Here is a 14,321-nt window from a genome sequence, read left to right on the forward strand (position 1 = left end):
CTTATCCCAGCAATTCTTCTTTCAGGCGCTGAAGGCCCGTGATTTCTTTCTGAAGCGCGTGCGCCTGGACAGCTTGCTTGACCCAGATCGGGCTGAAGGCTGCACCGGGGGCAATCGTATCCAGGTGCTTCAACATAGCTTTTGGTTTGCTCGGCACCTTTTTGATTGCAAAGACACGAAGGCTGTCAAAGCTGACGTGCAGCGCGCCCTGGTAAGTTCGATCGAGCACAGCAGGGTGCGTCGCAAATAAATCTTTCAGTTGGCCATCAACGTCGGCAACCAGTTGAGCCTTACGCTTCTCGAGGTTTGCCTGTTTGCGACGAGCAATGGCCTTTGACTCGGCCTCACGGGCCTGAATGCGTACCCTGCGTTCGGCCGCTTCTTTTTCTTCATCGTCGGAGCTGGCGACGGCAGCAACCAAAGCGCCGATTACGGGTACCAATAACCACCACATAGCAATGTCCTCTCAATCGGATTCAAGGGTTTCGCAGCGGCGGATGCGTTCTCGGGTCGTGCTGACCAACTGGTTCACACTCTGGCTAAGCACCAGAAACGCCTGTGATTGTTTGGCTTCGACGGCAGCCAGTGCGCGTTCCCGTTTGGCGATGGCCTTATCGACAATGGCCTCCAACTTACTCAGACGCTGCTTATCTCGCGCACGGCGCACGGCATGCAACTCGCTTTCGGCGTGCTCGACAAGTGTCTTCAAATGGTGGTGCAGCACGTTGATGCCGCTATGCTCGATGAGGGCGGACTTTTGCTCCAAGACGCCTTTGCGGTAGGTAGTGAACGACGTCGGGATCAGCGTACGAGGTGCCTTGAACAACGCCGCGAGGATGGCGCTGATTGCGTCGAGGCGATCCTGCCTTTGCTGCGACGCACTTTCGGCATGGGTCAGAACCACCAGTAAGCTGTCTTCGATATCAGGACGCCGATGTTTCAACTCCTTAAGGAAGTTGATTTCTACGGTTTCCAGAGTGCCCGTGCCCAGGTTGTGGGCGAACAGGATAATGTCGGCAGTCGCCAAGCCACGCCAGGCGTGCTGGTCATCCTCGTTATTGGCGTCAATACCCGGAGTGTCTACGTAAGTAATCCCTCCATGGGTTAAGGTTTGCACCGTCTTAGTCGAGCGCACTGCTTTGGTTTCGAAGAATTCGTTTTCAAGATGGCCGGTCAATGCATTGAGCAGTGCGCTCTTGCCAGCGTTCATCAGACCACAGACCGCTATACGCAAAGTCCGGTCGACGGTCTTTCCCTCTTGACGCTCCTGATACAAACGCGCGAATTCAGCTGACTCGCGATTGAGCTGAATCAGCCAATTTTCAGCTGGCATGAAATGTCCTTATTGCAGTGTCGGAAGCGCTGGCGCATCCGGGATCAAACACAAGTTGCCCCCAAGTCATAACGTTCAGCGCGCACCCTAGCGCCTGAACACCTGCAACCCGGATCATCCTTCAAGCGATATCACTTTGCCATGCCTTGGTAACCTGTCAATCAAACGCAGATCTACAAGCAGTAATAAGGCGATGGGATGGACACTAAACCGGCCCCTGCCCCTTTCGCAAAAACTCGTTTTCCGCCTCCATTGACTTGTAAGACCGATACACCTCGTACCCTTTCTTGGCGATAACGACGAGGCCAACTGCGGCGAGAAAGTTTTTCAGCATGATCCATACTCCTGTTTATTGGCTGGTTTGAGCATGACCATGCCTCGCGACAAATTGCGTCGCCCCGAGAAAATCCATTTTAAATCGCCGAACCCGCTGTGACGGACAGGCTGATAACTCCATTGAAGGTTCAGTCGTTGGTCGCCTCAGCCTTTTGTTTTGTCGGCCTTCGCCTGGAAATCTTTAAGCGGCAAGCTCACTGGGGATTTACACTCTCCTGAGGACCACGATTCAAAGTGCTTCTCACATCTGTAATGCAAACTCAGTCCCAAGATGAATGATCACCCCCACCAGCCCTCCCACCAATGTTCCGTTGATACGAATAAACTGAAGGTCTTTGCCCACGTGTGACTCCAGTTGCTCCACCAGTTCCTTCTCGTTCCAGGCTTCGATGCGTTCAGCGATGTAGCGGCCGATCTCTGAGCGATAGCGCTCAACCAATGGGCCCGCCATTGCCAGAATCTGGTCGTTTATCCAGCCCTGCATCAAAGCGTCTTCGCTCAATGCTTCACCAAGCTTGCGAGTACCCTCCTCCAAGCGCTGGCGCGTTGTGGAATCGCTTCGAGTAATGTCTTCCTCGAACCAGTTCACTACATCGTCGACCATGTCAGTCAGGTAGCTGTGCAGTGCCGGGTGCTGAACGAGTTGAGCGCGCAGTTGTGCCGCACGCAAACGAAAAGCTGGCTCCTCCTTGAGCTTATGCACCAAGGCTCCCAACTGCTGGTCGAAATGTTTGCGCAACGGGTGTTCAGTGTCGTGGTTGACCTCGCTGATCACGTCAGAGATTCGCTCGACCAACTTTGCCGATGACCAGTTGCCGGCAACGTTGTGCAGAGGCAGTTCCTTGCCGAAAACGTTGAACCGCAAGAACTCGAACTCCGTGGCCAGAACGTCGGCGATGCGTTTTTTTGTCGCTTCGCCTTGCAGTGAAATATCGACTTGATTTAATACGGCGTCGAGTACCTCCTGTGCCCTCCCATCATCGGTGAGCACCTCCAGCAACTGACCACTCATTTTTGCCAAATCAACCTCTTCCAGGCGCGCCAGAGCAGTGCTGCGTACAAACTGGCGCACACGCTCGTCACGCAGGGCGCCAATACCATGCCCAGCCAGCTTGACGGCTAAACCCGACAAGACTGCGGCGTTGTCTTCCTTCGACAGCCATTGCGCCAACCGCCTGGCAGTATCAAATTCGCTGACCTTCTGAAGTACCTGCTCACGTGAAAGAAAGTGAGTACAAATAAAGTCCCCCAGGTTGGCACCAATACGCGCCTTGTTGCGCGGGATGATGGCCGTGTGAGGAATAGGCAATCCCAAGGGGCGTCGGAACAGGGCAGTAACGGCAAACCAGTCGGAGATAGCGCCAACCATCGCAGCCTCGGAGAAGGCTTTCATATACCCCCCCAACACGGGATGGGAGTGGATCAACATCAAGGCTGCGACATAGAGCGCTGCCGCCAACAAGAACAACCCAGACGCTATTGCCTTCATCCGCGCCAACGGCGAATCGAGTTTCAACATCAAAAAACCTTAAATGTAAGTAAGCAATGGAGGTCTTCGTCACCCGCTTCCGCGACCATTGGCCTCAATTTTTTGTCTGGGGCCTAGATATGAGCCTGCGCTGGATGGACACACAATGCGTTATCCAAAACACATGCCCTATAACGTATCAGTGAATAGATACAGAACTTTATTACGTGATAGCTTAACGCCATATCGCGTCATAATGTGTCGCAGGGGCTCATTTAATGCTCAATCCCGCCCCTCATCCGCCGATAAAACCATGATCCTCAAGGTCCCGCGGATCCCCTCAGCCAAAGGAAGCACCTGGAATGGATTACCAGTCACTCAAGACACGCCACCGTAACGAACGCGACGCGCACCACCCCAACCTTGCGCTACGGGTTCACCGAGCCCTGAGCTGGCTCAATCGTGCGGAACAGGCAGAGGACGTTGACGGGCGCTTCATCTTCCTCTGGATCGCTTTCAACGCTGCCTATGCCACCGATATTGATGAGCAGCATCGATTGTCCGAACAGGAGGCATTCAAGGCTTTCCTGCAAAAACTTTGTACGCTGGACACCGAGCATCTAATCGAAAAAATGGTTTGGTCAGAGTTCTCCGGGAGCATACGTGCACTGCTAGACAACCCTTACGTTTTTCAAAGCTTCTGGGACTTCCAGAACGGCAAGATCACTGAAGCCATGTGGGAGGAGCGCTTGCGCAACGGCAAACGTAGCGCACATGCAGCACTGGTCGGCCGCGATACAGCAAAGGTGCTAGGAGTGATGTTTAACCGCATCTATACCCTTCGCAACCAAATGATTCATGGCGGAGCCACCTGGGACGGCAGCGTCAATCGCACACAATTGCGTGATTGCTCCAACCTGCTGGCAAAGCTCGTGCCCCTGGTGATTCTGCTTATGCTCGACAACCCGAAAACACTTTGGGGCGATGCCTGTTATCCGGTGATCAAGTCATAACTCGCCTCTCGCCTGCACAAGGAAAATCGCGTGCCGTCAGCCAAATCGCACTCCACTGTCAGCCGCCAGTGGGAACTGCTCAAACACCTACCCAAACGTGAATCAGGTATTACAGTCACCGAGTTGCTGGCACGACTGGAGTCTTCCGGCTTCAAGATTAGCCGGCGCACCGTTGAACGTGACTTGATTGATCTGTCGCTGGTTTTCCCGTTGCAGTGCAGCGAAAACATCACGCCACAAGCCTGGTACTGGACTCCTGGCGTAAATGTGGAATTGCAAGGCATAACGCTGACCGAAGCCTTGAGCCTGACACTGGTTGCAGACGCGATCCGCCCGTTGTTGCCTTCTAGCATGCTCAGTGTGCTGGAGCCGCGCTTCGTGCATGCGCGGCAGAAGCTCAAGGGATTGGAGGACGATAACCCGGCTGCCCGTTGGCTGGAGAAGGTCGCCAGTGTGCGACCGGACCTAAACCTGCAGGCGCCGGATATCGACCCACTATTGCTGGAAACATTGCAGAGGGCGCTGATTAATGAGCGTCAAGTGCAATGTCAGTATTACTCGGCACACACCGACAAACTCAGTGAACTGACACTCAATCCATTAGCCATGGTGCAGCGTGGGTTGGTGACCTATTTGATCGCCACAGCACATCCGTATACCGATGTGCGCCAGTTTGCGGTGCATCGTTTTCGCAATGTCGATCAGCTCGATAAACCCGTAGAGGGATTACAGGCATTTGACTTGTGTGCGTACCTGGCCAGTGACGCCTTGCAGTTCGGCACCCCCGAAAAGATTCAGTTTCAAGCTTGGGTTAGTGAGCGTCAGACGCGGCTGATTCGTGAGACACCATTGAGTGCGGATATGACGCTGGAGCCGTTGGAGGATGGCTTTCGAGTACGCTCGACACTGAGCAACACCTGGCAGTTGCACTGGTGGATTTTGTCCCTGGGCGACTCAATGGTGGTGGAGCAGCCGCCCGAGCTGCGGGCTCAGATTGGCAAAACACTGCATCGTGCGGCGGCAGCCTACCGGCCACTGGATTCAGTGGCGGATGCAATAGGTACCGTGGTTTCGCTACAAAACCTGGCAGGCGCGACACAAACCGTAGCACCCGGTTCGTAGGGTAGCGCCACGTCGCTGATCAGCAGTCTATTTTTCCTTATTGCAACAACGTGCCAATCAAGGTGCGTTGAACCACCAGCGTTCACAAGGAGCGTCAACGTGTCAGAAATGCTTATCACGTTCGGCATGCAACTCGATGGTCAGCGGGCAACCCGAGCCAGTAATCGATTAGGGGCGTTGACCGTCGGGCCACAGGGACTGCTGGATATTCTGGAGACTCAACTGGGCCTAGTGGCACGTCAGCCTTGTGCGGCACAACGTACAGCCACGTACCGCGATTGCCTGGCGCACTGCAATAACCCACTGCGCTTCTATCATGCCAGTTTTTCCGCCGATGAATTGGGGGTGGCTGCTGCATTGCTGGCCTGGCGGGATGATTTGTATTTGCACGGTTGGGATGGGCGTGTCGGTGCCGACGTCAGCCAACGTCTGAAAGACTTTGCCGAGATCGAGACTCAAGCTCGCGTGCAGGTCGCCCCTTCCATGGGACAGCGCTTGCAAAATGTTGCCAAGGCGCTGGGCTCTCGTCGCCCCCCGATCAAGACCGTGCTGTTGGCTGACGCTTTCGAGCTTTATCCACGGGCCTGGCAAATGGTGCTGAATCTCCTGCCTAACGAGCGCCTGGAGATACCGGAGGGTACGGCGCAAGGTTTTCTAGGGCAGTTGCAAATGCAACTGCGCCAGAGCATTGCCGGTGTAGATGTCACGCCCATTCAATGGCAAGAAGACGGCACAGTGCAAGTTGTTCAAGCGCAAACTCGAGCATTGGCCGCCAGCTGGCTGAGCCGCTCACTGGGCCAGGACACCCCCACCTTGCTGGTGACGGGTGGCGAAGGTGGTTGTCTTGATGGTCATCTGATCGGTGCCAGCCAAGCTCGCCATGGCCTCAATGGCAGCAGCAATCTGCGCCCTGCGCTGCAGGTATTACCATTGGCCATGGAGCTGCTTTGGGCACCTACCGACTACCCGGCACTCCTGCAGTTTCTGACCCACTCGATATGCCCGATTCGTCTGTTTGCGCGTCGGCATTTGGCAACCAAAATAGCAAGCGCACCCGGCCTCGTCGGGAGCAAGTGGGAAGACGCACTGGCAGATATCGCAGCGCATTACGCTGCAGAGGCGCCCAACGTACTTGCCTCGATTGACGAGTGGCTCAATATGACCACCTTTACCGCTGACGATGGTGTGCCGCCCAGTGAGGTGCTGGTACGTGTCGAACGGTTGCTGAACTTTTTTAAAGCACGCCTGGGGCACCAGGAGCCCGCGCATAGGCTCGCGGCTCAGGCCGGTTATGCCCAGTGTGAAGCAGCACAAGACTCCCTCAAGACCTTGCATCATCAAGGTGTGGAGCGGTTAAAACCGCGGCAGTTGCAGCAGGTGATCGAACAAGCCACCGCCAGCGGCGTGGATAATCCATTGCTGGCCGCACAAGTCGGCGCCCACTTGAGCGTCTCGCGTCCAGGCGCGGCCATTGAGGAAGCCGACACGGTGATCTGGTGGCACCTGAGCATGCCAGTGTTACCGCCCCTGTCGCCGTGGTCCAAGGCCGAGTGCATGCAATTGGCCGATGCCGGGGTGGCGCTACCGGACGGAGCCACACTGCTGACTCAAGCAGCCTGTGACTGGCTGCGACCAATCCTGGCAGCCAACTGCCGGCTGATACTGGTACTAGCGCCACCACAGGAGGAAAGCCACCCGCTCTGGCAAATGATCGAAGCCGTTTCGCAGCAACCGAAGGTGCATATTCTTGAGGAGCTTCTGCATACCCCCGGCCCGCTTTGCCAAGCCCAAGCATCGGCGCCACTGCCACTGCGCAAACGCTGGTGGCGCCTTCCATCCGACACCCCGTTCGAGCAGCCTGAGAAGGCTTCTTTCTCGAGCCTCAACCTGTTGCTGTTCAACCCTTATCAATGGTTGCTGCAATACGGAGCCAAGATTCAGGCGTCCAAAAGTCAGAGCCTGAGCGACGGCTTTTTGCTCAATGGTTCGTTGACCCATCGCCTGGCTGAACACTTTTTCACTCGGCCGGACGCGCTGAGCATGAGCACCACAGATTTCAACAGCTGGTTCTCGACCCATTTCCCCCGTGTGGTACGTGAAGAAGGGGCGGTGTTGTTGATGGAGGGACGCGGTGCCGACCTGGCAACACTGCGCCATCGTGCGCTGCGTGCTTTGAATCGACTGCGAACGCACTTTCTCAATGCTGGCATCACCGTCGTAACGTCTGAGCAGGCGCTGGCCGGTCGTTTCGAGGGTGGCGCATTGGGCGGCTCTGCTGACCTGGTATTGACCACTGCGCTAGGACATCGAGCCATCGTCGACATGAAGTGGTCGGGGGGCAAGAAATACCCGGAGCAGCTCAAGGCAAACCGCCATCTGCAGTTGGCGATTTATGCCGAGTTGCTTCGTCAGGACAGCGGTTCATGGCCTTCCGTAGCCTATTTCATCCTTGAGTCCGCGCGCCTGCTAACCCCGGATGACCAAACCTTCAGAGATTCGGAGCAGGTGCCTGCCAATCCGCCAAGCTCAACGCCAAAACTGTGGCTCAGCTTTACCGAGGCCTGGAAGTGGCGGCAGGCGCAACAGGCAGAGGGGCTGTTTGAGGTTGCCCTGCAAAGTATTGAAGAGGATGAGGACTCGATCCCTCCCGATCAGGCGATGCCGATGGAATACCTTAATGAAGCCTACAACGACTACCTGGCCTTGGCCGGTTGGGAGCAATGACAATGCAGACCACCGCACACATCACTTTTATCAGTGCTGGCGCCGGCAGCGGCAAAACCCACCGGCTTACTGAAATACTGCACCAGGAGTTGCTCGATCAGCAGGTCCAGCCTTCGGGGGTGATCGCCACGACCTTTACCCGAAAAGCAGCTGCCGAGCTGCGCGAGCGGGTCCGTAGTCACCTTCTAAAGCAGGGTCAAATCAACCTGGCCACCGCCATGGGCCAGGCCCGTATCGGTACCGTCAACAGTATATGCGGGCAATTGCTTGAACGCTTTGCATTCGAAGCCGGCATGCCGCCCGAGCAACGTGTGCTGGAAGAAAACCAGGCAGCCCTGCTGCTGAACAAGGCGGTTGACCGGGTCCTTGATGGTGAGCGCCTGGATAATCTACTCGCTGTCGCCCGACGCCTGGGCCTTGAAGACACTTATCAACAGGGCGACTTTGCCAATACCAATTGGCGCGATGAGCTGCGCAAGCTTCTGAATCAGTTGCGTACCAATGACATTGATCTCGAACTGTCTCGTGGTTTTGCTACCCAAAATGCCGACGACATGCTGAAGCATTTCCCCAAACCGACCAAAACCGACTTGAGTGGAGAGTTGCTGCACAGCATTCCCGAGGTGCTGGCTCTGTTACAGGCAGCTAACAGCGACAAAAAGAACACTGAAGGCTACATAGCGTTGCTCACCCGCTTCCAGTATGAACTGCAGCATGACAACGCCCGCTGGAGTGATTGGGCGAAACTGGCGAAGGAAGCCCCTGAGGCCAAGCTCAAACCATTGGTAACAACCCTCTCTGAAACCATTGGCCGCTATGCCGAACACCCGGATCTGCATCGCGATATCCGCGCCTACCTCGAACAGGTTTTCGGCCTGGCCATTGATGTATTGAAAGTGTACGAACACAGCAAACGTGAGTTTGGCGTACTGGACTTTGCCGACCAGGAACACGCCTTGCTCAAGTTACTGGACAACCCAGCCGTTGCGCAGGTGCTCGAGGATGAGCTCGATTTAATCATGGTCGACGAATTCCAGGACACCAGCCCGATGCAGCTGGCGATTTTTCTCAAGCTTTCACGCTTTGCCAAAAAGGTTTACTGGGTCGGGGATATCAAGCAGGCGATTTATGGTTTTCGGGGCAGCGACTGTGCGCTGATGCAAGCCATCCTCAAGGCATTGCCCGATATGGGTGGCAAAAAAGAGGTATTGCCTCACTCTTGGCGCTCACGTACCGAACTGGTCGAACTGGCGAATGATGTATTCAACAAGGCCTTCGCCAATAGCCTGGAAACAAAGGACGTTGAGCTGATACCAACCCGTACGGATCAACTACCCGGCCCTGCCTTCGCCAATTGGGTACTGGACGGCAAAAATGCCGAATTGCAAGTCAACGCATTGGCCGAGGGGATTGGCCAACTGCTGGCTAGCCGTTATCAGGTATTCGATAAAACCTGCCAGGAAGCCCGAGCGGTGCGTTTGGGCGATATCACTGTGCTTTGCTACTCCCACAGTAACGTCGCGAAAGTAACAGCAGCCCTCGCTACTCTGGGCATCCCCTGTTCCACAGCACAACCAGGACTGCTGGCAACCGCAGAGGCAACTCTGGCACTGGCGTGTTTGCGCCGATTGAACGACCCGGCCGATACCCTGGCAACAGCACAGATCATCTCGTTAACCGAAACCGAAGGACCGGAAAGCTGGGTTGCCGAGCGCCTGCGCTACCTCAATGCCGGACACCCCAAAGCGCAGTGGCGTGAACTGAGCCTCGGCGAGTATTCGCAACACCCACTTGTGGCGGCCGTTGCACAACTGCGCACAGATCTGCCAGTGCTAACACCGGTAGAGGCATTACAACGGCTGATCGCCGAGTGCGATTTACCAACACGTGTCAGCGTCTGGTCAACCTCGACAGCGCTGGCGCAAAAGCGCTTGGCCAACCTGGATGCATTGATCGATCTCGCGCAGCAATATGAGGATCTCTGCCGAAATGGATTAGGGGCGGCATCCATCTCCGGGCTGTTGTTGTGGCTGGACGAAATCGCCAACGCCAAAAACGATGCACTGGCCACTCCTGCGCTGGATGCCGTTCAAGTGATGACTCATCACGCCAGTAAAGGTCTGGAATGGCCGGTCGTGATTTTGATGGATCTGGCACGCGATATCAGCGACCGGTTATGGTCAGTCTCGGCTCAGTCCAATAGCGCATTCGATCCACATAAACCGTTGCATGACCGCTTTATCCGCTACTGGCCATGGCCGCTGGGCAAACAGAAAACGGTTCCGTTGAGCGAAACGTTCGAACAAACCGCCATAGGCCTGGCGTGCCGGGCTGAAGCCGTTGAAGAAGCAAAACGCCTGCTCTATGTGAGCATGACCCGCGCCCGAGACCTGCTGGTCATTGCCCGTTCGAGTAGAAAAATCACAGGAGAGTGGCTCGACACTGTCCAGGCACCCTGGTTGATGACACCTCCCGGGCTGTCGACTTTGAAACTGCCGAATGGAAAAGAACTGCGCGCCGATTGCCAAACGCTCACTGCCAGTGATTCACCTGTGCCAGTGGCGGTAATTGAACAGAATCTGCACTGGTTTGCCCCGGTACAAGTGATCCAGTCTCGTTTGCCACTGGGCTTTCAACCGTCAAACGGTGGCGCTCGCGCCAGCACCGCAGGCCGCAATACATGCCGGATCGGCACTCGGATCGCATTCCAAGGCAGCCCGGAAATGAGTGCATTGGGAACGGCCATTCATGCCAGTTTGTGCCTTTCATTCACCGACCCCAACTGCCCCCTCACCTTAGACGAAGTGCAGGACCTGTTGCAGAGCCACGCAGTGCACGAGCACGTAAATGCCAGTCAGGTCATCGCACAGCAATTGGCCTTGCACGCCTGGATCGAATCCCACTGGCCAGCGGCCAAAGCCATGGCTGAATACCCGGTGCAACAGTTGCTGCGCTCGGGTCAGGTACTCAATGGTCGGATCGATCTTCTGCTGGACACAAAAGATGGCTGGGTGCTCATTGACCACAAATCCAACCCGGCGCCCGAAGCCCAGTGGAGGCGATTGGCCGAGGAACATGCGGGTCAGCTTGATGCTTACGCCCAAGCGATTGAGGCGGCATCGGGGCGGCCTGTCATCGCCGCATGGCTCTTTCTGCCGGTGGCCGCGGGAGCGATTCAGGTTTTTTAGCCGCCGGCGTGATTCCACATTCGCGTAAACGACCAATCACGGCGGTCGGGTTGATCTCGGCCGCTGACATCACTAGGAAAAAAACCATGACGCTGTATGAATCAATCCTGCTGGAAGTGCACAACGGTGCGCTGAGCGAACCCTTTGAAGTGCAGGAACTGACTAGCGAACGTCGTCGGGTCATGTGCTCTGTAGAGCAGAAGCTGGTTGAAAAATATCGGATCGGATTCGAGTTCTTTATGGAATCGACGATCGGGACGACCATCGCCAACTACGCGCAGGACGAGCAGACGGGGGTCGGCGGCTACAATGTCGAACAGGGTGCCGAAGCAAAGTACCTGCGAGTCAAGCCTGGCGTATACAAAGTAAAAGAACTGAATGGTGCGCTATAGCTGCTAGGCAAAGTTTCAGGCTCAGGACTAACCAAATAATCGCTTTACTTTTGCCACGGCCACTTCCAGGGCCGTGGCTTGTTCCATCTTTACATCCCGACTTTTACAACGCGGGCAAACCTCAGGACAGTCTTCGAATCGCAAGACATCACTGAGCGGGACAACCGTTTGGCTCCAACCACAATCTTTGCAACGCATGGTGAAAGGACGCACTGGCCTGACCATAGAAACTCCTCAATCTGTGGGCACTTACTCCAGACTACAGCAGGGAGCGACAAGATGAGTCGTTAGCCGAAATCAGATCCGAGCCTAGCGATGCCGTTCATTGACAGAATGTCTTAGAAACCTCGAGCAATATGGCTTCGCGTCCATAGATGCCGACAGTCCTTGCACTCGAAATCCTGCGTCACCTCATGGTCCGTCACGGTCACCTGCCGTGACTTGCGCTGCCCTGTCAATCTGTCGATGACAAGACGCTCCACGGATCGGACTTGATAAACCGCCTCATGATAGCGAACCATCTTTATCGCTCTACGGTGACAACTGGGACACTCTTTGTTTTTCTGGTGTTCGATCCAAAGGATCTGAAGATGGGGAATTAGCCAGCTTGAGGCGCTGAGCACTCCAGCGATGATCAACTGGTCCGTCGACTTGACCGAGAACGTGATGATCTCGAACGCGCCAAGCACGCACAGCCCACCAAAAAAACTGCCCCAGAGTACAGCCCAGAGCAGTCGATATTTGCACAATTGCCGATAGCGCGACTCGCGGCTGGCATTCTGTTCAGCGAACGTTGTGTCTTCTGTCCGTACGGCTACGCCACTGACGGCTGACAAATACTCGTCACCATCGAAAGCGTTGTTATAGAACTGCTGAGCCTGCAACTGTAGTTGGGCACAAAACTCGTCCGGAAGAACCGTGTGCTCATTTTTCTCGTCAGATTGAAGCTTGAGCTTCAGTACTTTGGCATCACACAGACAGCGAAGAACCTTTTCAGATGGCTCGATGAAAAACATACCGACTTCGAAGAAACTCCCCCCTCGAAATTCGCTGCTTTTGCCTGTCAGGTACTTCAACTCGATCCGCCGACCATCGACCAACAAGGTCAATTGAGAGGGCAGCCAGCCGCCCGGGCGCGAGGTCTTTATCTCAACATCAAGAATCATGCGGTCTGAAGCAGGACGAATATTGCGGCGCCACGAGAAGGTGATTTCATTCTTTCCAGAACGATACCGGCAGTGACGCAGGTGCTGAATCGTGGTGAGACCATCGAACTCATCACGTTCGACGGACACAAAATCGGACTTGATGTCCATCAAGACACCCCTTGCAGACTGATACACAGTTGAAGCTCGTTAAACACCGCATCCGTATTGAATACTGGGCTGCTGGGTGTTTTACGGTCCTGTGTCCGGTTTCTTGGCGCGTGCCTCTGCCAGCATCTCGTCCAGTTGAGCCAGCAAATCATCTGCGCTGATCTCTACAAACTCCCCGCATGATGCGGCCAAGATCTTCTCGGCGAATTCAGCGCTGTACTCCGGGTGAGGGTAGTCCGGGTCAGTTTTATCGATTGCTGTGAAGCACCACTCGCCGCCCACTTCCTGGCCCATAAGGCTATCGGCCTCTTGCAGGCCAAATAGCGTGGATTGATACTTCGCATCACAAAGATTTGGGTATGCCTGCATCACGGCCTTTCTCAAGTCACCAGCGCTGATTCCGTCAGCGGCGAGCTGCATAATCAAAGCCTGCAACGGATTCATGTCACGCATCCTGTACCTCACTCATTCAGAATGACCTCCCCGCCAAGCAAAGGGGAGGAAGTTGTCGACCAGGTTTTAAGCCGCAAAAGCTGGACGCTAATCGCCCAAGTCGTAGCCAATCATGAAGAGTGCAGCCTCCAGTGCGCGCAGCGGGTCATTCGGAGAGGGAACCACATGGAAACGGCTGCCGGCGGCGTCTGGATGCGCCAGGACCGCACTCAATACCCAACTGGCGCGCATATTCCACATTGCGTGATGGTGACCTGAGCGCAAGCCCTTGAACTTAAGCCCGCCGGTACCAGGGTCGCGGCGCTTGGGAGCGAGCGTATTTTCTCCTTCCTTGGCAGCTGCCCAAGGGAAGCACAGCGCTTCAGGTACCTTGGACAGCCCATGCGCTTGGCAATGCTTCACGACCAACCAGCCCAGACCTGCCGCAACACGGCTGTCGTAGATGATGAAGTCCTTACAAAGCAAGGAGTAGACTTTGGTCATCCCAGAATTGAAGCGAAGGCTTTTCGAACGCAAGACAGGTGCCTGATCGTCGCCGGCAACTATCGCAGCTTGTACGCCTTGCAGCATTCGGCCAAGCCCCACATTATTCACCTTCAGCCAGTCCGCATTGCGGGCCATAACGCCGCCCCAGCGCATGACGTCGACGGCTGCCTCAAGAGTGTGTGAGTCGCTCCCAGTAGCGCTTACCAGATCCTGACGCAAGGCGGACAAAGCGATCCCGTTGCTGCTGGAACATACGCCTGGATTGAATCCCAAGCGGGCATTACCCGGGTGATTCCAACGGTAGTTTTCGAAGGCGTTATACAGGCTGCTGCATGTCCATTTCTCACCGCTACGACGATTGACGTACTGGTGCTTGAAACACGACTCAGAATTGAGCTCAGAGGCCAGCCAGCGGATGAATCCAGAAACGTGGGGAAGGGCTAGATAGGTTTGGCTGTTCATGAAATGCTCCTGTGGGCTGGCGCTTGTA

General features: G+C 55.5%; 12 protein-coding genes. 5 read left to right on the top strand and 7 right to left on the bottom strand.

The window, feature by feature from the left end; translation table 11 throughout:
- Position 1: 1 nt before the first annotated feature.
- The 4 genes from B7L09_RS13340 to B7L09_RS13350 all read right to left on the bottom strand — a co-directional run bounded on the left by B7L09_RS13340 (position 2) and on the right by B7L09_RS13350 (position 3,188).
- The gene (locus tag B7L09_RS13340) at positions 2 to 454 is read right to left on the bottom strand and encodes a hypothetical protein (RefSeq protein WP_010463614.1); all 453 of its coding nucleotides are present in this window, start codon (positions 452 to 454) and stop codon (positions 2 to 4) included.
- Positions 455 to 466: 12 nt separating this feature from the next.
- Positions 467 to 1,333, bottom strand: a complete 867-nt coding sequence (locus B7L09_RS13345; RefSeq protein ID WP_010463616.1) for a GTPase — start codon at positions 1,331 to 1,333, stop codon at positions 467 to 469.
- A gap of 205 nt (positions 1,334 to 1,538) precedes the next feature.
- Positions 1,539 to 1,667, bottom strand: a complete 129-nt coding sequence (locus B7L09_RS32385) for a hypothetical protein (protein ID WP_255141968.1) — start codon at positions 1,665 to 1,667, stop codon at positions 1,539 to 1,541.
- A 243-nt stretch (positions 1,668 to 1,910) separates the two neighbouring features.
- The gene (locus B7L09_RS13350) at positions 1,911 to 3,188 is read right to left on the bottom strand and encodes a DUF445 domain-containing protein (RefSeq protein WP_010463617.1); all 1,278 of its coding nucleotides are present in this window, start codon (positions 3,186 to 3,188) and stop codon (positions 1,911 to 1,913) included.
- Between the two features lie 311 nt (positions 3,189 to 3,499).
- Between B7L09_RS13350 and B7L09_RS13355 the strand changes: the two genes are divergently transcribed.
- The 5 genes from B7L09_RS13355 to B7L09_RS13375 all read left to right on the top strand — a co-directional run bounded on the left by B7L09_RS13355 (position 3,500) and on the right by B7L09_RS13375 (position 11,576).
- Positions 3,500 to 4,150, top strand: coding sequence for a HEPN domain-containing protein (locus B7L09_RS13355; RefSeq protein WP_010463621.1), 651 nt, complete (start codon positions 3,500 to 3,502; stop codon positions 4,148 to 4,150).
- 30 nt (positions 4,151 to 4,180) lie between these two features.
- Entirely contained in the window at positions 4,181 to 5,272 is a 1,092-nt protein-coding gene (locus B7L09_RS13360) for a helix-turn-helix transcriptional regulator (protein ID WP_010463622.1), read from the top strand.
- A 108-nt stretch (positions 5,273 to 5,380) separates the two neighbouring features.
- Entirely contained in the window at positions 5,381 to 7,996 is a 2,616-nt protein-coding gene (locus tag B7L09_RS13365; protein ID WP_010463624.1) for a PD-(D/E)XK nuclease family protein, read from the top strand.
- Positions 7,997 to 7,998: 2 nt separating this feature from the next.
- A complete protein-coding gene (locus B7L09_RS13370; protein ID WP_010463625.1) occupies positions 7,999 to 11,184 on the top strand; it encodes a UvrD-helicase domain-containing protein in 3,186 nt (1,061 codons plus the stop codon).
- Positions 11,185 to 11,270: 86 nt separating this feature from the next.
- Complete coding sequence (locus B7L09_RS13375) at positions 11,271 to 11,576, top strand: hypothetical protein (RefSeq protein ID WP_010463627.1); 306 nt, start codon at positions 11,271 to 11,273, stop codon at positions 11,574 to 11,576.
- 338 nt (positions 11,577 to 11,914) lie between these two features.
- On the opposite strand, the gene B7L09_RS13385 is transcribed toward B7L09_RS13375, so the two are convergent.
- The 3 genes from B7L09_RS13385 to B7L09_RS13395 form a co-directional block, all read right to left on the bottom strand.
- Complete coding sequence (locus tag B7L09_RS13385) at positions 11,915 to 12,892, bottom strand: hypothetical protein (protein WP_010463629.1); 978 nt, start codon at positions 12,890 to 12,892, stop codon at positions 11,915 to 11,917.
- A gap of 81 nt (positions 12,893 to 12,973) precedes the next feature.
- Positions 12,974 to 13,336: a hypothetical protein gene (locus B7L09_RS13390; protein WP_238547530.1), complete on the bottom strand. Its 363-nt coding sequence runs from the start codon at positions 13,334 to 13,336 to the stop codon at positions 12,974 to 12,976.
- A 96-nt stretch (positions 13,337 to 13,432) separates the two neighbouring features.
- Positions 13,433 to 14,293, bottom strand: coding sequence for a hypothetical protein (locus tag B7L09_RS13395; protein WP_010463633.1), 861 nt, complete (start codon positions 14,291 to 14,293; stop codon positions 13,433 to 13,435).
- Positions 14,294 to 14,321: the final 28 nt, after the last annotated feature.

It is taken from the genome of Pseudomonas mandelii (assembly GCF_002251635.1).
Lineage (GTDB): Bacteria > Pseudomonadota > Gammaproteobacteria > Pseudomonadales > Pseudomonadaceae > Aquipseudomonas > Aquipseudomonas mandelii_B.

Excerpts from the sequence above, each read along its gene's own strand:
- B7L09_RS13385 (WP_010463629.1), bottom strand. The coding sequence starts at position 12,892 with ATGGACATCAAGTCCGATTTTGTGTCCGTCGAACGTGATGAGTTCGAT.
- B7L09_RS13350 (WP_010463617.1), bottom strand. The coding sequence starts at position 3,188 with ATGTTGAAACTCGATTCGCCGTTGGCGCGGATGAAGGCAATAGCGTCT.
- B7L09_RS13375 (WP_010463627.1), top strand. The coding sequence starts at position 11,271 with ATGACGCTGTATGAATCAATCCTGCTGGAAGTGCACAACGGTGCGCTG.
- B7L09_RS13345 (WP_010463616.1), bottom strand. The coding sequence starts at position 1,333 with ATGCCAGCTGAAAATTGGCTGATTCAGCTCAATCGCGAGTCAGCTGAA.
- B7L09_RS13365 (WP_010463624.1), top strand. The coding sequence starts at position 5,381 with ATGCTTATCACGTTCGGCATGCAACTCGATGGTCAGCGGGCAACCCGA.
- B7L09_RS13390 (WP_238547530.1), bottom strand. The coding sequence starts at position 13,336 with ATGAATCCGTTGCAGGCTTTGATTATGCAGCTCGCCGCTGACGGAATC.
- B7L09_RS13395 (WP_010463633.1), bottom strand. The coding sequence starts at position 14,293 with ATGAACAGCCAAACCTATCTAGCCCTTCCCCACGTTTCTGGATTCATC.
- B7L09_RS32385 (WP_255141968.1), bottom strand. The coding sequence starts at position 1,667 with ATGCTGAAAAACTTTCTCGCCGCAGTTGGCCTCGTCGTTATCGCCAAG.
- B7L09_RS13355 (WP_010463621.1), top strand. The coding sequence starts at position 3,500 with ATGGATTACCAGTCACTCAAGACACGCCACCGTAACGAACGCGACGCG.
- B7L09_RS13340 (WP_010463614.1), bottom strand. The coding sequence starts at position 454 with ATGTGGTGGTTATTGGTACCCGTAATCGGCGCTTTGGTTGCTGCCGTC.
- B7L09_RS13370 (WP_010463625.1), top strand. The coding sequence starts at position 7,999 with ATGCAGACCACCGCACACATCACTTTTATCAGTGCTGGCGCCGGCAGC.